This window comes from Micromonospora krabiensis, from assembly GCF_900091425.1.
Classification (GTDB): Bacteria; Actinomycetota; Actinomycetes; order Mycobacteriales; family Micromonosporaceae; genus Micromonospora; species Micromonospora krabiensis.
In genome coordinates, this window is the sequence record NZ_LT598496.1 from 2,709,475 (window position 1) to 2,729,354 (window position 19,880).

At 72.6% G+C, this 19,880-nt stretch carries 15 protein-coding genes; 9 read left to right on the top strand and 6 right to left on the bottom strand.

Annotated elements, in window-relative coordinates; genetic code table 11:
* Window position 1: 1 nt before the first annotated feature.
* Window positions 2-979, top strand: coding sequence for an ATP-binding cassette domain-containing protein (locus GA0070620_RS12015; RefSeq protein ID WP_091590118.1), 978 nt, complete (start codon window positions 2-4; stop codon window positions 977-979).
* Window positions 980-987: 8 nt separating this feature from the next.
* On the opposite strand, the gene GA0070620_RS12020 is transcribed toward GA0070620_RS12015, so the two are convergent.
* A complete protein-coding gene (locus tag GA0070620_RS12020) occupies window positions 988-2,190 on the bottom strand; it encodes an IS110 family RNA-guided transposase (RefSeq protein WP_091587764.1) in 1,203 nt (400 codons plus the stop codon).
* 332 nt (window positions 2,191-2,522) lie between these two features.
* Here GA0070620_RS12020 and GA0070620_RS12025 point away from each other — a divergent pair, with 332 nt between their 5' ends.
* Window positions 2,523-3,278: an ABC transporter permease gene (locus GA0070620_RS12025; RefSeq protein ID WP_091598601.1), complete on the top strand. Its 756-nt coding sequence runs from the start codon at window positions 2,523-2,525 to the stop codon at window positions 3,276-3,278.
* A gap of 37 nt (window positions 3,279-3,315) precedes the next feature.
* Here the strand turns inward: GA0070620_RS12025 and GA0070620_RS12030 are convergent, their stop codons facing one another.
* From GA0070620_RS12030 to GA0070620_RS12050, 5 genes are all read right to left on the bottom strand, one after another.
* Window positions 3,316-3,903, bottom strand: a complete 588-nt coding sequence (locus GA0070620_RS12030) for a TetR/AcrR family transcriptional regulator (RefSeq protein WP_091598599.1) — start codon at window positions 3,901-3,903, stop codon at window positions 3,316-3,318.
* Between the two features lie 69 nt (window positions 3,904-3,972).
* Window positions 3,973-6,339, bottom strand: coding sequence for a PEP/pyruvate-binding domain-containing protein (locus GA0070620_RS12035; RefSeq protein ID WP_231922338.1), 2,367 nt, complete (start codon window positions 6,337-6,339; stop codon window positions 3,973-3,975).
* A 116-nt stretch (window positions 6,340-6,455) separates the two neighbouring features.
* Window positions 6,456-7,244 carry an FkbM family methyltransferase gene (locus tag GA0070620_RS12040; RefSeq protein ID WP_231922339.1) on the bottom strand — a complete coding sequence of 263 codons (789 nt, stop codon included), beginning with the start codon at window positions 7,242-7,244 and terminating at the stop codon, window positions 6,456-6,458.
* A gap of 53 nt (window positions 7,245-7,297) precedes the next feature.
* The gene (locus tag GA0070620_RS12045) at window positions 7,298-7,621 is read right to left on the bottom strand and encodes a nuclear transport factor 2 family protein (RefSeq protein WP_091590123.1); all 324 of its coding nucleotides are present in this window, start codon (window positions 7,619-7,621) and stop codon (window positions 7,298-7,300) included.
* 32 nt (window positions 7,622-7,653) lie between these two features.
* Window positions 7,654-8,445, bottom strand: a complete 792-nt coding sequence (locus tag GA0070620_RS12050; RefSeq protein WP_091590125.1) for an SDR family oxidoreductase — start codon at window positions 8,443-8,445, stop codon at window positions 7,654-7,656.
* A gap of 129 nt (window positions 8,446-8,574) precedes the next feature.
* On the opposite strand from GA0070620_RS12050, the gene GA0070620_RS12055 reads away from it, so the two are divergent.
* From GA0070620_RS12055 to GA0070620_RS12085, 7 genes are all read left to right on the top strand, one after another.
* Entirely contained in the window at window positions 8,575-9,090 is a 516-nt protein-coding gene (locus GA0070620_RS12055) for a winged helix-turn-helix transcriptional regulator (protein ID WP_091590127.1), read from the top strand.
* A 211-nt stretch (window positions 9,091-9,301) separates the two neighbouring features.
* Window positions 9,302-11,170 carry an adenylyl cyclase gene (locus tag GA0070620_RS12060; protein ID WP_091590129.1) on the top strand — a complete coding sequence of 623 codons (1,869 nt, stop codon included), beginning with the start codon at window positions 9,302-9,304 and terminating at the stop codon, window positions 11,168-11,170.
* Between the two features lie 260 nt (window positions 11,171-11,430).
* Window positions 11,431-14,202, top strand: coding sequence for a M14 family zinc carboxypeptidase (locus GA0070620_RS12065; protein WP_231922340.1), 2,772 nt, complete (start codon window positions 11,431-11,433; stop codon window positions 14,200-14,202).
* A 213-nt stretch (window positions 14,203-14,415) separates the two neighbouring features.
* Window positions 14,416-15,798, top strand: a complete 1,383-nt coding sequence (gene zwf / locus GA0070620_RS12070) for a glucose-6-phosphate dehydrogenase (protein ID WP_091598607.1) — start codon at window positions 14,416-14,418, stop codon at window positions 15,796-15,798.
* Between the two features lie 52 nt (window positions 15,799-15,850).
* A complete protein-coding gene (locus tag GA0070620_RS12075) occupies window positions 15,851-16,495 on the top strand; it encodes a TetR/AcrR family transcriptional regulator (RefSeq protein WP_091590134.1) in 645 nt (214 codons plus the stop codon).
* 158 nt (window positions 16,496-16,653) lie between these two features.
* Window positions 16,654-18,951 (top strand): M64 family metallopeptidase, encoded by a 2,298-nt coding sequence (locus tag GA0070620_RS12080; RefSeq protein WP_197677583.1) that lies wholly within the window; start codon window positions 16,654-16,656, stop codon window positions 18,949-18,951.
* Between the two features lie 159 nt (window positions 18,952-19,110).
* Window positions 19,111-19,878, top strand: a complete 768-nt coding sequence (locus tag GA0070620_RS12085) for a hypothetical protein (protein ID WP_091590136.1) — start codon at window positions 19,111-19,113, stop codon at window positions 19,876-19,878.
* The last annotated feature ends 2 nt before the right edge of the window (window positions 19,879-19,880 follow it).

A 19,880-nucleotide genomic window follows, 5' to 3' on the forward strand; every position in this document is an offset into this window, starting at 1 on the left:
CATGAGAGACGAGACGTCGGCCGTCGTGGCCGAGGGACTACGCAAGAGGTACGGGCGGACGACCGCCCTCGCCGGCTTCGACCTGACCGTGCCCGCCGGCACGGTCTGCGGTCTGCTCGGCCCCAACGGCGCGGGCAAGACCACCGCCGTACGGATCCTGGCGACGCTGCTGCGCTTCGACGCCGGTCACGCCCGCGTGGCCGGGTACGACGTGGCCCGCCGCCCGGACCGGGTCCGCACCCTGATCGGGCTGACCGGACAGTACGCCGCGGTCGACGAGACGCTGAGCGGGCGGCAGAACCTCGTGCTCTTCGGCCGCCTGCGGCACCTGCCGACCCGGACGGCCCGTCGGCGGGCGGAGGAACTGCTCGACCAGTTCGGGTTGACCGAGATGGCGGATCGTTCGGCCGGCGGGTACTCGGGCGGGCTGCGTCGCCGCCTCGACCTGGCCGCCAGCCTGATCACCACGCCCCGGGTGCTGTTCCTGGACGAACCGACCACGGGACTGGACCCGCGCAGCCGCAACGGCCTGTGGGACGCCGTCCGGTCCGTCGTCGCCCAGGGCACGACGGTGTTGCTGACCACTCAGTACCTGGAGGAGGCCGACCAGCTCGCCGACCGGATCGCGGTGGTCGACACGGGCCGGGTGGTGGCCGAGGGCACGTCGACCGAGTTGAAGGCCCGCATCGGGGCGGACCGGATCGAGCTGGTGGTCCGCGACGCGACGCAGTTGCCGGTCGCCGCCGCGATCGTCGAACGGATCACGGGGGCGACGGTGACCGTGGACGCGGGGGTGCGGCAGCTGCGGGCGCCCGTCGTCGACCGGATCACGGTGCTCGCCGACGTCCTACGAACCCTCCAGGATGCCGCCGTCGGGGTGGAGGACGTGGTGCTGCGCCGCCCCACCCTCGACGAGGCGTTCCTGCGGCTGACCGGGCACGCGGCACAGCCGGCCGAGCGGGCGGAGGTGGCAGCCTAATGACTGAGTCAAGCCGTGAGAGCGTGAGTGAGTCGGTAGGGCTGTCGGGTGCGCAGGATGGCGTGCAGGACGTTGATGCGTCGGCGGGCCAGGGCGATGAGGGCTTGGTGGTGTCGTTTGCCTTCGGCGCGTTTGCGGTCGTAGAAGGCGCGGCTGGCCGGGTCGCGTTGCAGGGCGCAGAACGCCGATTGGTAGAAGACCCGTTTGAGGGTTTTGTCGCCGCTGGTAGCGCGGCGCAGGTAGTGGACCTTGCCGGATTGCTGCAGGACTGGTGCGAGGCCGGCGGCGCTGGCGAGTTGGTCGCCGGTGGGGAATCGGGTGATGCCGCCTGCCACGGCGAGGAATTCGGCGGTGAGGGTGGCCCCCATCCCGGGCAGGGACTGGATGAGGGCCGCGTCAGGGTGGCGGTCGAGAGCGTCGTGGATGCGCTTGTCCAGGTCGGCGAGTTTGTCCCGGCAGGCGAGTACCTCGCGGGCGAGGTCGCGGACGATGTCCGCGGCGACGGCTTCGCCGGGCACGGTGACGTGTTGGGCGCCGGCGGCGGTCAGTGCCTTGTCGACCAGGGCGTCGATCACGGTGCTGTGGTGCCGGCCGGTGGTGCGCAGGTACTCGCTGATGCGGCGTCGGCCGGCTCGGCGGATCTCGGTCGGCGTGACGTAGCGGGCCAGCAGGGCCGTGTCGACTTTGTGGGTGGGGTCGACGACGCGCTCCAGACCGGGATGGATCGAGGCGAGCAGATCCCGCAGCCGGCCGATGCGGCGGGTCTGGTCGACCACCAGTTCCCGGCGGCGGCCCACCAGCAGCCGCAGCTCGCTGCCGGCTTCGGTGGCCGGTTCGACGGGACGCAGTTCGTCTGCGCGCAGCCGGATCTGATCGGCGATGACCTTGGCATCGCGCGGATCCGACTTGTGCTCACCCCCGCGGGTGGCACGGCGAGCCCGGTTGACCGCAAGACCGGAGACATGCACCAGGCGCAGGCCAGCGTCGACCAGCATGACCTGCAGCAGGCCGGCGATGCCACCGAGCACGTCGATGGCGACCGTGGCCGGCCCATACTCGGCCTGCACGGCTCGGATGTCGTCGATGAGCACCTGGATCGCCGACGGATCGTTGTCGACTTTCCGGCTGGCCAGGACCCGCCCCGTCTCGCTGTGCACGAGCGCAGCCCAGTGGAACTCCTTGGCCACGTCCACACCAACCGCGACCGCCATCTGACTCCCTTCTCCCGTCGTGGACACGCGCACGCTCTTGCCGCCGTCAACGCCCTACACAGCGATCAATCGCAAAGCCCAATCAGCAGTCAGCAAGAGCAGACGAGACAGGCGGCGATGCCACCCTCGCCATGGTCGGCAGCCAGCATGAAAGCCATACCTGCCTCGCCCGCGTCAGCCCGTACGAATACCACCGTCGGGCTCGCAATGAAAGGTAGGGCGGCGTGACCACGACCGTCGACACCCGTCGCACCAGGGGCGACGCGGCGGTGGACCCGGGTCCGGGCGGCCCGCTGGATCGGCTGCGCTGGGCGGTGGCGGACGGCTGGGTGATGACCGGACGCAACATGCGGCACGTGATCCGCTCGCCCGAGGAGATCGTCCTCTACTTCTCCCTGCCGATCATGTTCGTGCTGGTCTTCGGCTACGTCTTCGGCAGCGGCATGGCGGTGCCCGGCGACGGCAGCTACCGCGAGTTCCTGTTGCCCGGCGTGTTCGTGATGACCATGCTGTACGGGCTCGGCGCCACCGCCTCCCAGATCTCCCTGGACGCCAGCCGGGGCGTGGTGGACCGGTTCCGCTCGCTGCCGATGGCCCGGTCCGCCCCGCTGACCGGGCGGGCCGGCGCGGACCTGGTCCGGGCCGTGCTGGAGCTGGCCACCCTGGTGGTCTGCGGCCTGCTGGTCGGGTGGCGGTGGCGCAACGGGCTCGGCGACGCCCTCGCGGCGGCGGGCCTGATCCTGCTGCTGCGGCTGGCGTTCACCTGGGTCGGGATCCTGCTGGGACTGGCCGTGCCGAACCCGGACACGGTCGGTGTGATCGTCTTCCCGTTGGCCTTCCCGCTCACCGCGCTGTCCAACGTCTTCGTCGCACCGGACCTGCTGCCCGACTGGCTCGGGGCGGTCGCCGCCTGGAACCCGCTCTCCGCCACCGTGGCGGCGGCCCGGGAACTGTTCGGCAATCCCGGTATCGGCGGCGAGTCGTGGGCGGCGCAGCACCCGCTGCCGCTCGCGGTGGGCTGGCCGCTGCTGATCATCGCGGTGGCCGCGCCCCTCGCCGTACGTCGCTACCGCCGGCTGAGCCGCTGACGGGTCGCGGGGTCCGGCCCGGTAGCCGCCGCGGCGGTTACCGGGCCGGCGGGCCGACCGGCGCGAAGGCGACGTCGAGTTGGGCGTCGAGCGCGGCCAGGGCGCGCTCGACGTCGTACTGGCCGCTGAGCAGGTAGAGGCCGAGGCCCTCCATGAGCGCGAGGAGGGCCGCCGCACGCTCGTCCGGCTGCGGCCCGGGGAGCAGGCTGGCGACGAAGGCCGACAGCTGCCGGGTGTCCTCGCTCAGGCCGGCGGCGACGTCGGGGCGTACGGCGGCGTAGGCGAGGAACGCCAGCGCGACCCGCCCGTCCGCACGGGACTCCTCGGTCAGCGGCAACACCGCGCCGATCAGCGCCCGCAGCACCGACCGCGGCGGCGGTTCCTCGCCCAGCCGGGTGATCGCCTCGGTGACCCGGACCTGGTTGCGCTCCCGCACGACGGCCATGGCGAAGGCCATCATCTCGTCCTTCGTCCGGAAGTAGTGCTGCACCATGCCCGGGGAGACGCCGGCCTCGGCCGCGACGTGGCGCAGGCTCACCGCCTCCAAGCCCTGACGGGCGGCGACCCTCATCAACGCGTCGGCGATGAGGGTTCGCCGCTCGTGGCGGTCGACCTTCTTGGGCATGGCCTCCATGCTGTCACGAGAGGGTCCGGCCACGGCTCGCCGCGACCGGTGCGGAGCGGTGGGTCCCGATCAGGCCGCCACGGTCACGGTGCCGGCGGCGGCGTCCACGGTGACGATGTCGCCGGTGCGGATCGCACGGGTGGCGTCGGGCACGCAGATGACGGCGGGAATGCCGTACTCCCGGGCCACCGTGGGGCCGTGCGCCATCACGGCGCCGGTCTCGGTCACCAGCCCGGCGGCGGTGAGGAACAGGGGCGTCCAGCCGGGGTCGGTGGTGGACGCGACGAGGATCTCGCCCGGCTCCAGGTGGGCGGTGGCCGGGTCGTGGACCACGCGCGCCGGGCCGGTCGCCACCCCCGCCGCCGCGCCCACGCCGCGCAGGGCCCCGGCGGGGCCGGACGGCGTCGGCCGGACCGCCTCCAGGTCGGTCCCGTCGGAGAGCAGGGCGACGGGCACGGTCCGACGGCGCAGTTCCCGCCGGTGCACCGCCCGGCGCGCGGTCACCGTGGACCGGTGGTCGACCCGGTCGTCGACGGCCGCTGCCACCTCGTCGAGCGTCAGGAACATGATGTCGTCCGGCCGGGCCAGCAGCCCGTGGTCGCTCAGGTCGGCGCCGATCAGCAGCAGTTGCCGGCGCATCTCGCGCAGCCGGTACAGGCCGCCGAACTTGCCGGCCTCGCGCAGGCCGGCCAGCGACCGGGCCCGGCGCAGCAGGAACCCCGCGAGCCGGCCCCGGATCGGCCGCCGACGCCGGGCGCGCGCCACGAGGTCGTCGAGCGCGGCCTCGGCGGTGGCGGCGGCCCGGGCGAAACGCCGGTCGGGCGCCTGCTCGGGGTCCGTCACCCGCAGGTAGTTGGCGATCGTGGCGAAGACGGGGGTCGGGTCCTCCGCCCAGCGCGGCACGCCGAGGTCGACCTCGGCGACGGCGCGGTGGCCGTACCGGTCGAGGAAGGCCCCGAGCCCGATCTCCGGCAGCGTCCCATCGTGGTAGCGGCGGGCGAGTTCCGCCGGCGGGGTGGTGAGCAGCAGGTCGCGGTGGTCGCGGGCCCGCGTGGTGAGCCCCCACAGCGCGAGGTCCATCTCGATGGTGACGTTGTGCGGCATCCCCCCGAGCACAATGTTGATCTCGTCGCGGCTGGCCACACCCTTGAGCAGGTGCGGTGGGAGGGCCGCCGCCAGCATGCCGGCGACGATCGGCCAGACGATGGCGTCCACGCTCGCCGACGTGTCCTGGGCCCGGACGAACCTGAGCCGGTCGGCGGCGGTGGTGAGTCCGGCCGGCGCGGCGGCGTCCGTCTCCAGCCGGCGGATCTCCGCGAACAGTCGGCTGCGGGCGGCCTCGGGCCGGGCCAGCGCCCGGGTGACGCCGGTCAACGCGCGGACGGCGGTCCTCGCGCTCGGCGCGGCGCCCCCGTGGCCACGCCCACGGCCGGGACGCGGGGCGAACCGGGGATCGTCGAGCACCTGCTGCACCGCCGCCTGGGCGCGCGGCCCGAAGTCGACCGCGAGCAGGTTGACCACGCGCTTGCGGGCGGACCGGTCGCGGACGAGGTCGGTCAGGTCGCCGTACAACCGGCCTCCGATATCGGTGACCTCGACCCGGAGGCCGAAGCTCGCCAGCATGGCCGAGACCAGCGACTTGAGGGTCGACATGCCCATGGGGGTGACCGGCCGCAGCATGCCTTGCACGTGGCCGAACTCCAGGTAGAGGCGAGGGTCGGGGTCGTCGGTGGCCGGTGGGAGGGGGAACAGGGTCGTGATCGGTCGGGACTGCAGGAGCCAGAGCACGCCGTCCCGGTCGTACGCCCACTCGACGTCCTGCGGGCCGCCGAGGTGGTGTTGGAGTCGCTGACCCGTCCGGTGCAGCTCGTCGAGCTGGGCGGCGCTGAGCAGGCCGGCCCCGGCCCGCGGTGTGCCGTCGAGGACGTGCCGCTCGACGTCGCCGGTCCCGTCCACGACGGCCGTGCCCAGACCGGCCGCGGCCTCCACGACCATCTCCGTCCGGCGACCGGTCACCGGGTTCGCCGTGAACAGGACCCCGGCGACCGTGGGGGCCACCATGCGCTGCACCACCACGGCCATCTCGTCGGGACCGTCGCCGAGGTCGTGCGCCTCCCGGTAGGCGAGCGCGCGGGCCGTGTGCAGCGACTGCCGGCACTTCTCGATCGCGGCCAGCAGGTCGGCTTCGCCGGTGACGTCGAGGATGGTGTCCCGCATCCCGGCGAAACTGGCGTCCGGAAGGTCCTCGGCGGTCGCGCTGGAGCGGACCGCGACGGGCCCGCCGCCGAGATCCCGGTACGCGGCCGCGATCTCGGCCACCGGCAGGTCACCCGAGCGGAGTGCGCTGGTGGTGACGCAGAACCCGTCGGGCACCCGCTCGCCCAGCCGGACCAGCTCGCCCAGCCCGGCCGCCTTGCCGCCGACCAGAGGCGTCATCTCCCTGCTCACCTCGGACAACCCGATCACCCGCACGCCGCTCTCCCCTTTTGCAATACAACTGCATTGCCATCCACCGTACGCGTTTCGCAATACAGGTGCAATGCCAAAGGGGTTCAGCGGGCCGGCCGGGGCCTCGACCGGCAGTAGACGTCACCGGAGTTGGCCTCGTGGGGCAGCGACCGCAGGTGCGCGCCCATGCGCGACGCGGACGTCCACTGCGGGAGAACGAACCCCATCGCGTCACCGAGGGCGACGTTGAAGGCGTGGAAGCCGAGCGCGCTCAGCCGGCTCAGGCAGCGCTGCGCCACCTCACGGCCGATCGTCGTGAACTCGAAGGAGAGCGCGGACAGTGGGCGGGTCAGCCCCGACAGCACGGCGTCCTCGAAGCCCTCGACGTCGATCTTCACGAAGGCCGGTACGCCGTGCGCGGCGATGAGGCCGTCGAGCGTGACGGAGGCGACGTCGATCCGCTCGTCCCACCGCTCGTGCGCCCACCCGGCCGCCCCGCCCGCCGCCGCGATGAACTGCGGGGACGCCGTGGAGATCGTGGGGTTGGCGGTGTTGACGTTGAACGCGACCCGGCCGCCGCGCGCCCCGCAGACGGCCTCGACCACCGTCACGCCGGCGTCCGCCGCGTAGATCGTGTGCAGCGCCCGGACGCAGGGCGGCTGCGGCTCGACGGCGACCACGCGGGCGCCGAGCCGGCGGAAGCTGCCGACCCGGTCACCCACGTGGGCGCCGACGTCGAAGACGAGGTCACCGGGCTGCACGAAGCGCGCGTAGAACGCGTCCATGGCCGCCTCGCGCGCCGGGTCGCCGTAGTAGACCTCCAGCGAGCGCCGGACCGAGACGGTGGCCGGGTCCGCCTTCAGTGCCTCGATCACGCCGGTTCGGGCATCCACTGCAAAAATCTAGCCCGCCCGGCAGCGAGGAATGTTCGCTTTCGCGGCACCGGTCAGGGAGCGATGCGCAGCCGGCGGATCTGACCGCCGTCGTACTCCTCGAAGCGGAAACGCAGGCCGGCGAAGGGGCTGCCGGGGAAGTCGCCGGTGATCGTCGCGGTGACCACCGTGCCCTCCGGCGCCTCCTCGACGTCGGTGATCTCGTACGAGACCAGCGGCACGTCCGCGCGCCAGGCGCGGATCTCCTGGATGCCCCGGTAGGTCTTCCCCTCGTCCTGCACGACCGCGTCGTCGGCGAAGAGCGCGAAGTAGTCGTCCTGGTCCGGCTGACCGGCCAGCTCGAAGTAGCGGCGAATGAGGTCGGGTGCGGTGTTCATGCCGATGCTCCTTGGATTCGGTGCGGGACGGTTCAGACGGTCGGGATGGTGCCGCCGTCGATGACGTGCTCGGCGCCGACGATCGACGAGGCGCGGTCGGAGACGAGGAAGGCGACCAGGTCGGCCACCTCCGTCGGCTCGGCGGGACGCCCCAGCGGGATACCCCCGAGGCTGTCCATCAACTGCCCGAGGGCGGCCTCGCGGTCGACACCGGACGCGGCGGCCAGCCGGTCGACCAGCGCGTCGGCGGCCGTGGTCCGGATGAAGCCGGGCGCCACGCTGTTGACCCGGATGCCGCGCGGTGCCAGCTCGTTGGCGAGCCCCTTGCTGTACGTGGTGAGGGCGGACTTCGCTGCCGCGTACGCCAGGGTGGCCTCGTAGAGCGGCTTGCGCCGCTGGATCGAGGAGACGTGGACGATGGCGCCCCGCCCCGACTCGACCATCGCGGGGACGAGCCGGCGGTCCAGCCGGACCGCCCCGAGCAGGTTCGAGTTGAGTTCCTGGAGCCAGGTCTCCTCGTCCAGCGCCGCGAACCCGCCGCCGGGCGCGCCCGAGCCGCCCACCACGTGCACCAGGATGTCCATCCCGCCGACGGCGGACAGTCGCTCGGCGACCCTGTCGGCCCCGGCGACCGTCGAGGTGTCGGCGGCGATGAACAGGTCGGGGTGCGGGTAGTCCGGCGGCAGGTTGCGGGCGGTCACCCAGACCGTGGCGCCCATCTCGCGCAGCCGGTCGGCGATGGCCGCGCCGGCACCCTTCGTGCCTCCGGTGACCAGGGCCCGCCGACCGGCGAGCGAGTCCCGGTCGGGCAGGTTCCGCGTCATCACATGTCCTTTCCGTGGGCAGCACGAGACGGACGCGCGTCGGCGTCGTACTGTTACTGCTGAACTAGAAGTGAGTCACTTCGACATTAGCACCCACTCGTCATTAGCACCCACTCGTCGAGGAGCAACATGGCCGGCAAGATCCGTCTGGAGGACCGCGAGTGCCCGCTCTCCGCCACGCTCGGCGTGGTCGGCGAGTGGTGGACCCTCCTGATCCTTCACGACGCGTTTGACGGATACACCCGGTTCGAGCAGTTCCAGGAGAACCTGAAGATCTCGTCGAGCATCCTCACCAGCCGGCTGCGCACCCTGACCGCCAACGGCCTGCTGGAGCGCCGGCGCTACCAGACCCACCCCGACCGCTACGAGTACGTCCTCACCGAGCTGGGCCGCAGCCTGCGGCCGGTGATCGTCGCGCTCGCCGCCTGGGGCAACTCCCGACTGGAGCCCGACCAGCGCAGCATGATCCTCATCGACCGGGAGACCGGCACCGAGGTCGAGCCGGTCGTGGTGGACCGGGCCACCGGCCGGCAGCTGGACCCGGAGAACTTCGTCTTCGCCGCCGGGCCCGCGGCGAGCGAGACCATGCGCGCCCGGTACGCGGGCGTCGTCCCCGAGCAGCCCACGTCCGGTCCGCGGCGGTAGCACCCGGCCGGGGAGGCCCGACGACGCACCGGGCGGGGGATCGAAATTCGGCACTCCCAGCGGTGGCGTACGGGCGCTTTACAGGGTAGAAACATGCCGATCCCTTTATTCACGGCGTAACACCAGCTCGCAGGCTCAGAGAGCGCTCTCACCTCCCCCACCACGTCGCCGTGCCGGAGTGCCGTCCGGCGCGGCGGAGAGGACGATCCGGATGAGACAGTCCCTCGGCGTTCGGCGACTCGGCCGGGCGCTCACCGTCGGCCTCGTGCTCGCCACCGCGGTGAGCACGACGAGCGCGGCGGCCGTCGCCGGCCCGCCCCGGCACGGTACGCAGAGCCTCGGGCCGCGCGTCACCGTCTTCGACCCGAGCATGCCGGTCAGCGAGATCCAGGCGACCCTGGACGCGACGTACGCCCGGCAGGTCGGCAACGAGATGGGCACCGACCGGTACGCGTTCCTGTTCAAGCCGGGCAGCTACGGCACGCCCGAGCAGCCCCTCCAGATCAAGGTCGGCTACTACACCGAGATCGCCGGTCTCGGCGCCGCGCCCACCGACGTCCGTATCACCGGCAAGATCGAGGCGTACAACCGCTGCCTCCAGGACAACGGCACGAGCAACTGCATCGCGCTGGTCAACTTCTGGCGTACGCTGTCGAACCTCTCCCTCACCGTCAACGCGGCCGGTCAGGACGGCTGCCGCTCCTCGGCGAACTTCTGGGCCGTCTCCCAGGCGGTGTCGATGCGCCGGCTCAACATCGACGGTGGCGGCCTGTCCCTCATGGACTACTGCACGGCCGGCCCGCAGTACGCCAGCGGCGGCTTCATCGCCGACTCGCGGCTGCCCGCCACCACCAACGGCTCCCAGCAACAGTGGCTGACCCGCAACAGCGAGGTCGCCGGCTGGTCGAACGCCGTGTGGAACCAGGTCTTCGCGGGCGTCGTGGGCGCACCGGACGACGCCACCTTCCCCGACCCGCCGTACACGACGCTCGACACGACCCCGCTCAGCCGCGAGAAGCCGTACCTGTTCGTCGACGGGAAGGGCCGTTACCAGGTCCGGGTGCCCGCCGCGCAGCGCGACAGCCGGGGCATCTCCTGGGGCGACGGCATCACGCCGGGACGCACCATCGGTCTGGACGACTTCTACGTCGCCAAGCCCTCCGACCCGGTACGCGTGATCAACGCCCAGTTGGCGCGTGGCAAGCACCTGCTGCTCACCCCCGGCGTGTACGACGTCGCCCGCAGCATCGAGGTCAAGCGCGCGAACACGGTGGTCCTCGGCCTGGGCCACGCCACGCTCACCGCCGTCGACGGGGCGGTGCCGCTGGACGTCGCCGACGTGCCCGGCGTCATCGTGGCCGGCGTGACCGTCGACGCCGGCCTGCGGGAGTCACCGGTGCTGCTGCGCGTCGGGTCGAAGCACGGACGCGGCCACAGCACCCCGGCCAACCCGACCACCCTGTCGGACGTGTACTTCCGGGTCGGCGGGCCGCACATCGGCCGGACCAACATCGCACTGGAGGTGAACAGCGACCACGTGCTGATCGACCACACCTGGGTGTGGCGTGGCGACCACGGCGTCGAGGGCTTCACCGAGGGCGTCAACGGCGACACCGACCGCTGGCGCACCAACACCGGTCGCTACGGCGCGGTCATCAACGGCGACCACGTGACCGCGACGGGCCTGTTCGTGGAGCACTTCCAGCGCTACAACACGGTGTGGAACGGCGACGACGGCACGACGATCCTCTACCAGAACGAGCTGCCGTACGACCCGCCGACGCAGGCCGATTGGCGCAACGGCGACGTGGCGGGCTGGGCCGGCTACAAGGTGGGCGACCACGTACGGCGGCACACCCTGCACGGCGGCGGCGTGTACGTCTTCAACCAGAACAACCCGACGATCCACACCGAGAACGGGTTCGAGGTCCCGCAGCGGCCGGGTGTGCGGCTGCACCACATCATGACCGTGAACCTGAGCGCCGGCACGATCGACCACGTGGTCAACGGCGTGGGCGAGGCGGCCGACATGTCGCGGGTCGGCGCGCCGGTCTACCTCGCGGAGTACCCGCTCCCCTGACCGGGCACGGACGGGCCGGGGCGTCGCGTACGCCCCGGCCCGTCGGCGGCGCGGCCGGGACCGCCGGTCGCGTCCACCCACGTGACGGCGACCTCCTTCGGGCCTGCCATACCGGCCACCGGCGGTCCGGCGATCGACGGATCTTGACCCTTCGGAGCCGCTGACCATAGGCTCCGGTCAATGTGCGCCATTTCCCGAGAAGGGAAGCACCCATGGCCCCGTCGTTTCGTCCTTTCCGGACCCTCCGCTCCCGGCGGCTGGTGAGCGCCACCGCCCTCACCCTCCTGGTCGGCCTCACGCCCGCGCTGGGCGGCACGCCGGCCGGGGCCCGCCCGCCCTCCCCCGCCCCGTGCAGCACCGATCCCACCGCCCGCCTGTCCCGCGTACCCAGCCCCGAGGCGACGCTCGGCTTCCCCCTCGGCCTCGGCCAGGAGCGCGTGGTCACCAACGACGAGATCCGGACCTACCTGCGGGCCGTGGACGTCGCCTCCGACCGGGTGGTCACCGGTGTGCTGGGCAGCAGTGCCCTCGGCCAACCGCTGCCGTACGCGGTGGTGTCCAACGAACGCCACGTCCGCCCGGCCGCGCTGCGCGAGATCGCCGAGGACGTACGGGACCTGCGGGACCCGCGCCGGACGAGCCGGAAGGAGGCGGCGCGGACCGCCGCCGACAGCCCGGCCATCGTCTGGGTGACCGGCAACGTCCACGGCGGGGAGAAGAGCGGCGCGGACGCGGCGCTCAAGACGCTGTACGAGCTGGCGGCCGGCCTGTCCTGCGCCGTCGCCCAGCGCAACGACAACCTGGTCACGATCATCGTGCCCACCCAGAACCCGGACGGCCGGGACGCGAGCCGCCGGCAGAACGAGTTCGGCTTCGACCTGAACCGCGACTGGTTCGCCCGGACCCAGCGCGAGACCGACGCCAAGCTGGAGCTGATGCGCCGGTATCCACCCCAGGTCTTCATCGACGCGCACGAGATGGGCGGCGACCAGTACTTCTTCCCGCCCAACGCCGACCCCATCCACCACGAGATCGCCGGCGAGGCGGTCGACTGGATCAACCGGATCGGCGAGGCCAACAAGGCGGGCTTCGGCTACAACGGCGCCTGCGACGACGTCGTCACCAGCGAGTGCTACTTCAACTACGACACCTACGACCTGTTCTTCATGGGCTACGGCGACACGGTCCCGGCCGCCGGGTTCGGCGCCGCCGGCATGACCTTCGAGAAGGGCAGCGCGTCCGCCGTCGCCGACCGGGTGCAGCAGCAGTTCCACACCCAGTGGTCGACGCTCGGCTGGGCGGCCGCCAACAAGCACGAGGTGCTCACCGACTACTTCCGGATCTGGACGGACGCCCTGGCCCAGGGCCGGGCCGGCGCGCTGGAGCCCAACGAGGTGGTGCAACCCACCAACGAGGTCCAGTTCCCGGTGCCGGACGTGAAGATCCGGTCGTACTTCCTGCTGCCCGACCGGCAGCTCGCCGACGTGCGGCAACTGGTCGAGCGGCTACGCCGGATGGACGTCGAGGTGTACGAGGTCCGCCAGCCGACCCGGCTGCGCCAGGCGCGGATCTTCGGCGGGCGCAGCGCCACGAACGTGACCGTGCCGAAGGGCGCCTACTGGATCCCGATGGAACAGCCGCAGAAGCACTGGATCCAGGCGATCATGGGCGAGGACCCGTACACGCCGTTCCCGTACTTCTACGACGTCTCGTCCTGGAGCAACCCCCTGCTGATGGGCGTGCCGACCCTCTACACCGCCGACGACGTCCGGCCGAAGGCGCAACTGGTCCGCGCGATCGAGGGCGGCCGGTCGGGCCTCGCCTGGCACCGCGGCTCGTACGGCTACCCGCTGGACTCGGCGGCGGCCGCCGAGTTGACCTTCCGGCTGCTGGACCGGGGCGTACCGCTGGTCCGTGACGCGGACGGCGCCACCGTCCGGCTGGCCGCGAACCGGCTGACCCGGGAGGTCGACGATCTCGCCGAGTCGCTGGGCGTGACCCTCACGCCGGGCGGGCCGGCCAGCGGCACTCCACTGGCCCGTCCCGACGTGGGCCTGTTCCAGGGCACCGGCATCTCCACCACGTCCGGCTCCCACGGCGAGGCCCGCTACGTGCTGGGCCAGCGGTGGGGACTGGACCTGAAGCCGGTGACCACGGCCGACATCAACGACAACACGCCGGCCTTCACCGGGCGTACGGTGCTGCTGGTGCCCGACGGCAGCAGCGCGACCGGTGGGCTCACCGAAGCCGGGCAGGCCAACCTGCGCGCCTGGGTCGCCCAGGGCCACACCTACCTCGGGCTGCGCAACGAGGGCACCCGGCTCGCCCGGGCGGCCGGGCTCACGTCCACGACCGAGAAGCCGAAGCCGGCCGGCTACACGGTGATCGGCTCGCACCTTCGGGTCGACGTCGACCACGACAGCCCTGTCGCGGTGGGCCGGCCGGCCGAGGACTTCGAGTTCAACAACAACGACCCGATCCTGAACCCGAGCACGACCGGCACGAACGTGCTCCGCTACCCGACCGGCGACACGTTCTGGGCAAACGGCTACACCGTGGGCGCGGACGCGTTGCGCGGGACGGCGGCGTTGGTCGACGAGCCGACCGGCGACGGCCGGGCGGTGCTGTTCGCGTTCAACCCGCTGTTCCGGGCGTACAACGAGATCGGCCTGCACCTGGTGGCCAACGCGCTGCTCGCACCGACGGGCGCCGGAGCGGCGGGCCGCAGCGCCGGCCCGACCCCGGCGGCCGTGGACCCGGCGCGCGCGGCGGCCGCCGCCGTGGCGGTCCCGGAGAACCTCGGCGGTGAGTGGCGACCCATCACCATCGAGGTGGCCGGGGCCGACCTGGCCCGCGCCCGGACGGTCGTCGAGCGGTTCACCGGCACGGCCCGGACGTCCACGGCGGGCGACTCGGCCTACCTGGTGATCCCGAACCCGGCGGGTCTGCTGGCCGACGAGCACCCGTTCCTCGGCAACCTGGTCCGCGCCCTCCGCAACGCCCACATCCCCCTCCACTCCGTAGTGGCCTAACCCACCCCCACCCCCACCCCCACCCCCCCTCACCCCCGCGATCTTGCACTTTCGGCCCTCGATGCAGACGTTATGGGCGTTATGCCGGGTCACAAAGTGCAAGATCGCGGGGCGAGGGGGGCGTGTCGCGCAGGTCACGCCGCTGGTGATGGACGCTGTCCGGGGCGAGCGGGACCCTTGGAAAGCTGATTCCAAGATGAGGTGATCGTGGCCATGGACCTGCGCTCAGACGCCGTCGTGCTCTTCGGGGCGACCGGAGATCTCGCGGCGAAGAAGATCTACCCCGCGCTGTACGAACTCACCCGGCGCGGCCGACTCGACCTGCCCGTGATCGGGGTGGCCCGCTCCCCCTGGGACGACGAGCAGCTGGTCACGGCGGCGCGCAAGTCGGCGCTGGAGACGCACGGCCGGGTCGACGACGAGGTCTTCGACCGGCTCGCCGGCAACCTCACCATGGTCTCCGGCGACTACGCCGACCCGGACACCTACCGGCGGCTGGCCGAGCGGCTGGCCGGCGCGGAGCGTCCGCTGTTCTACCTGGCCATCCCGCCGGCCGTCTTCGGCGCGGTCGTGGACGGCCTCGCCGCATCCGGGCTGGCCGCTCGTGGCCGCGTGGTGGTCGAGAAGCCGTTCGGCCGCGACCTGCCCTCGTCCCACGAGCTGAACGGGTCGCTGCGGGCCGCCTTCGCCCCGGAGCGGATCTTCCGGATCGACCACTACCTGGGCAAGGAGGCGGTCGAGGGCCTGCGCGTCTTCCGGTTCGCCAACCGGCTGTTCGAGCCGCTCTGGAACGCCGAGCACATCGCCAACGTCCAGGTGACCCTCGCCGAGGGCTTCGGCACCGAGGGCCGCGCCGGGTTCTACGACCGGATGGGCGCGACCCGCGACGTGTTGCAGAACCACATGCTCCAGGTGGTCGCCCTGCTCGCGATGGAGCCGCCGGCCGAGGCCGGTGACGACGCCTTCCGCGAGGAGGAGGTACGGGTGCTGCGCCGGGTCGTCCCGCTGTCGCCGGAGTCCACGGTCCGCGGCCAGTACGCCGGTTACCGCCACGAGCCGGGGGTGGCCCCGGACTCCAACACCGAGACGTTCGTGGCGACCCGCCTGCGCGTCGACTCGCCCCGCTGGGACGGCGTGCCGTTCTACCTGCGAACCGGCAAGCTGATGCCCGGCACGGCCACCGAGGTCGTGGTGGAGTTCAAGGCGCCGCGGCAGAACCTCGTGCCGACCGCCGACGGCACACCCACTCCGCCGAACCTGCTGCGTTTCCGGCTCGGCCGGGGTGACGGCATCACCCTCTCGATCCAGGCGAAGGACCCGGGCGCCGAGGTGGCGAGCCGGCCGGTGGAGCTGCCGGTGGACTTCGGGGCCGCGCTCGGCCCGCGCCGCGAGGCGTACGAGCGGCTGCTCGACGACGCCCTGGACGGTCGGCACCTCCGCTTCGCCCGGGAGGAGGCGATCGAGCAGGAGTGGCGGATCGTGGAGCCGGTCCTGGACCTGGCGGAGCCGGTGCTGTCGTACGCGAAGGGCAGCTGGGGCCCGGCCGAGGCGGACACCCTCGCCGGCGGCGGGTGGCACGCCCCCACCCTGGGCTGACGTCGTGCGGCGGCCGGGGGCAGCGGCGGCTACTCGGCGGTAGGATCGGCTGATGACGCCGGTCGACACCGCCCCCGCCGGCGGCGCGCCCCCGGCCGCGCCGCGGCTCACGGCCGCCGGTCGTCGCACCCGTGACCGGATCGTGCGCACGGCCGCGGACCTGATGTTCCGCAAGGGCGTGGCCGGCACCAGCATCCCCGACGTCCAGCAGGCGGCGAGCGTCAGCGCCTCGCAGATCTACCACTACTTCGGGGACAAGAGCGAACTGGTCCGCGCCGTCATCCGCCACCAGTTGGAACGGACCCTCGACGGCCAACGGCCACTGCTCGAGCGGCTGGACAGCATCGAGGCGCTGCGGGCGTGGTGCGCCGCGGCGGTCGAGGTGCAGGAGCAGCGTGGCTGCACGGGCGGCTGCGCGGTCGGCTCGCTCGCCAGCGAGCTGGCCGAGTCCTGCGAGGCGATGCGCGGCGACCTGGTGGCGGCGTTCGACCGGTGGGAGGCGCCGATCCGGGACGGGCTGCGACGGATGCGGCAGAACGGCACGCTCACCGCGGAGGCCGACGTCGACCGGCTGGCCACGGCGATGCTCGCGGCCATCCAGGGCGGTCTCCTCCTCACCCAGGTGCGCCGCTCCACCGAGCCGTTCCGCGCCGCGACCGACGCGGCCATCGGCTACATCGAGACGTTCACCGCCTGAGCAGGCCCGATCCCCCACCGCACGGCCGCGCTCCGACGAGCGGCGCGGCGGAGGGTTATGCGGTGCGCAGATCCCTTGTACGGTCCCATTGATCGCGATCTTCGGGCGTCCGGCCCGGGGGCGCGTGGCATCTGGCCGTACGTCTCAAGGGGGCGCGCGTGAAGTTCGGAGCTGGTCTGTGTGCGGTGGCGATGGTCGCGGCGGGTCTGGTCGCCGCGCCGCGGGCCGCCGTCGCCGCCGAGGTGGGCAGCGCCACGGTGGTGCCCATTCAGGTCACCGGGGATCCGGCGAAGCGGTTCAACCTGGTGGTGCTGGGTGACGGCTACACCGAGGCCGACCTGCCGACGTTCCGGTCACACGTGGACAAGCACCTCAACACCCTCTGGACGATCGAGCCGTTCAAGTCGTACCGCAGCTACTTCAACGTCTACGCCGTGGAAATCGTCTCAGCGGAGTCGGGGGTGGACTGCGACCCCGGCCTGTCCGAGCCACGACGCGACACGGTGCTCGGCATGGGCTTCTGGGGCGGCTGCAACCCGGCCAGCGTGCAACGCCTGCTCACGGTCAACGGCGCCGCGGCGACCCGGTACGCCAACCTGGCCACCGGCACCAACGCGGGCAACCGCCAACTGATCGCGCTGGCCAACAGCAACACCTACGGTGGCGCCGGCGGCACCAACGCGACGGCCTCCGGCGGCAACGCGCTCTCCGCGCTGATCAGCCCCCACGAGCTGGGGCACTCCCTCGGCGGCCTCCAGGACGAGTACGACTACTACGCGCGCGCCGTGCCGGGCGACACCTACACCGGGGACGAGCCGTCGTCGGTGCACCACACGGTGCTCACCGAGCAGCAGATGCGCGACACGCAGGCCAAGTGGTGGCGCTGGCTGGGTGAGCCGAGTGAGTCCGGCGGCACGATCGGCCGCTACGAGGGCGGGTTGTACCTGCAGAAGGGTGTGTGGCGGCCCAGCCAGCACTCGATGATGAAGTCCCTGGGCTTCTACTTCGACCAGGTGGCGCGCGAGCGGATGACCGAACGGATCGCCGCCAAGGTGGCCATCCTCTCCGGTGGCACGCCGGCGGACGCGCCGATCGGCGCCGACCGGATCGTCACGGTGGAGACCCTGCACCCGGTGAGCCACGAGCTGAGCGTCACCTGGTCCGTCGACGGCGGTGCGCCGGCCGGCACCGGCAACGCCCGCAGCCTCGACCTGCGTACGCTGCGGCTCACCCCCGGGCGGCACACCGTCACCGCCACCGTGACCGACCCGACGCCGTTCGTCCGCGACCCGGCCGTACGCGAGTCCCCCGCGCTCACCCAGCGCCGGACCTGGACCGTCGACACGGCCCTCACCACGGCGCCGGCCGGCGGGCCCCTGGCCGTCACCGCGTCCACCCCGACGGACCGGCCGGTGGGTGCGCGGGACGCGGTCTACGTCCAGACCACCCACCCGACCGATCGGGTGCCGACCGTGAGCTGGACCGTCGACGGCCGCCCGGTCACCAACCCGGGCCACGACGGTGTCCTGGAGTTGGCCCCCCTCGGCCTCAGCGGCGGCGGTCACCAGCTCACCGCCACGGTGACCGACCCGGTGACCAGCGAGTCGGTGACCCGGGCCTGGACCGTCGACGCGGCGCTCCCCCAGGTCGACTACGAGGTCTCCGCCCCGCTGCTGACGACGTCGAAGCCCGGCCGACCCACCGAGTACGTCTACAACGGCCCGTTCACGATGGCGCTGACCGGCTCGGACAACAGCACGGGGCAGGTCACCGCGGAGTTCCGGCTCGACGGCGACGGCTGGCACAACTACTACGGGTGGCCCACCGACGCGCGGGAGCCGTTCCGGTTCACCGCCACCGGCACCGACGTCGACGGCCTGGTCTACGGCAACCTCGGCTCGGGTGGCCTGTCCGTGTCGCCGTTCGCCCCGCGGTCCCCCGGCTACGGCCGGCACACCGTCGACTACCGGGGCATCGACGCGGTCGGCAACATCGGCGCGGCGCGTACGTTCGTCGCCACGCTGATCCCCGCGCCGCCCGCCTGCACCACCGTCGTCACCGGCCGGCACGCGGGCGCGCTGGTGGTGGACTCCGGCGTCACCTGCCTGCGCGAGGCGACCGTGTCCGGCGCGGTGGTCGTCCGGCCCGGCGCCTCCCTCGTGGCGGAGCGGTCCACCATCTCCGGCGCCCTGGCGGCGACCGGCGCGACCGCCGTCGAGCTGCTGAACACCAGCGTGCGGGGTGCGGTGACGGTGACCGCCACCAGCGACCACGTGACGGTGGTCGGGACGCGGGTGGCCGGCCCGCTGGTCGTGTCCGGCAACGTCGGGACGACCGCGCCGATCGTCGCGGGCACCCAGGCCAGCGCGCTGGTCTGTGCCGGCAACAGCCCGGCCCCGGTCGACCTGGGCGCGCCGAACACCGGCTCGGCCACGGGACAGTGCCGGGCCGGCTGAGCGGTGCGTCCGAGCGACCGGCCCCGTCACCGACCGACCAGGTGGGTGACGGGGCCGGCGCCGTCCCCGGGTCGTCGTCACCGCCCCGTCGCGGATGATCGACAGCCAGTAGGATCCGGGCACCCTGGCGAATCCTCGCCTCCGCCACCCGGAGTCCGCATGTCCGAGCAGGCCCGCGCCGACGAACCCGAGCCCGCCGGGCAGACCGGCACCGACGGACCCGAACTCACTGATCAGCCGAGCCCGGCAGTCGTACGCCGTCGACGCTGGCTGCTTCCCACGGCCGGGCTCTCCGCCGTCCTGCTACTGATCGTCACCGTCGCGGTGGCCGCACCGTGGCGCGAGTCCTCACCTCGACCGGTGGCGGAGCCGACGCCGGTGCTGCCCAGCACTGCTGCCCCGGCGCCCACCGCCAGCCCCACCGCCGCACCGTCCCTGCCGCCGTCCCCGTCGCCCGTCCCGGCAGCGGTGGCGACCGCCAGCTCCGCCGCCCGTCCGACGACGCGTCCCGCCGCGGCCCGGTCGAGCGGCCCCACGCGGCGGCCCAGCGTCAAGCCCACCCCCACACCCGCCTGCACCCCGGCGGGGGTGGTCGATGTCGTCGACATCTTCACGTACGGCGTGGTGACGGTCGCCGCGCGCACCGACGGGAAGTCGAACAACCAGCTCTGCTCGGGCGAGCGGATCCGCGTCTTCTGGGCGACGTACGCCCGGACCGCGGACGGCGGATCGAAGCTCTACCGCTCCCAGGTCCGCTACCTCGACCGCTCCCAACCGAGGTGGACGATGACCCTGGTGCTGCCGGAGGAGTGCGGCGACTCCTGGTACGTGGTCCGCGGCACCGCCTCCATCCCGCAGACCCTCAAGCCGGGCGTGGTGCCGTTCGGCAGGAACAAGGTGCACTGGGATACGCCGGACTCCTGCTGACC

Excerpts from the sequence above, each read along its gene's own strand:
- GA0070620_RS12015 (WP_091590118.1), top strand. The coding sequence starts at position 2 with ATGAGAGACGAGACGTCGGCCGTCGTGGCCGAGGGACTACGCAAGAGG.
- GA0070620_RS12020 (WP_091587764.1), bottom strand. The coding sequence starts at position 2,190 with ATGGCGGTCGCGGTTGGTGTGGACGTGGCCAAGGAGTTCCACTGGGCT.
- GA0070620_RS12025 (WP_091598601.1), top strand. The coding sequence starts at position 2,523 with ATGACCGGACGCAACATGCGGCACGTGATCCGCTCGCCCGAGGAGATC.
- GA0070620_RS12030 (WP_091598599.1), bottom strand. The coding sequence starts at position 3,903 with ATGCCCAAGAAGGTCGACCGCCACGAGCGGCGAACCCTCATCGCCGAC.
- GA0070620_RS12035 (WP_231922338.1), bottom strand. The coding sequence starts at position 6,339 with ATGACGCCTCTGGTCGGCGGCAAGGCGGCCGGGCTGGGCGAGCTGGTC.
- GA0070620_RS12045 (WP_091590123.1), bottom strand. The coding sequence starts at position 7,621 with ATGAACACCGCACCCGACCTCATTCGCCGCTACTTCGAGCTGGCCGGT.
- GA0070620_RS12050 (WP_091590125.1), bottom strand. The coding sequence starts at position 8,445 with ATGACGCGGAACCTGCCCGACCGGGACTCGCTCGCCGGTCGGCGGGCC.
- GA0070620_RS12055 (WP_091590127.1), top strand. The coding sequence starts at position 8,575 with ATGGCCGGCAAGATCCGTCTGGAGGACCGCGAGTGCCCGCTCTCCGCC.
- GA0070620_RS12060 (WP_091590129.1), top strand. The coding sequence starts at position 9,302 with ATGAGACAGTCCCTCGGCGTTCGGCGACTCGGCCGGGCGCTCACCGTC.
- zwf (WP_091598607.1), top strand. The coding sequence starts at position 14,416 with ATGGACCTGCGCTCAGACGCCGTCGTGCTCTTCGGGGCGACCGGAGAT.
- GA0070620_RS12075 (WP_091590134.1), top strand. The coding sequence starts at position 15,851 with ATGACGCCGGTCGACACCGCCCCCGCCGGCGGCGCGCCCCCGGCCGCG.
- GA0070620_RS12085 (WP_091590136.1), top strand. The coding sequence starts at position 19,111 with ATGTCCGAGCAGGCCCGCGCCGACGAACCCGAGCCCGCCGGGCAGACC.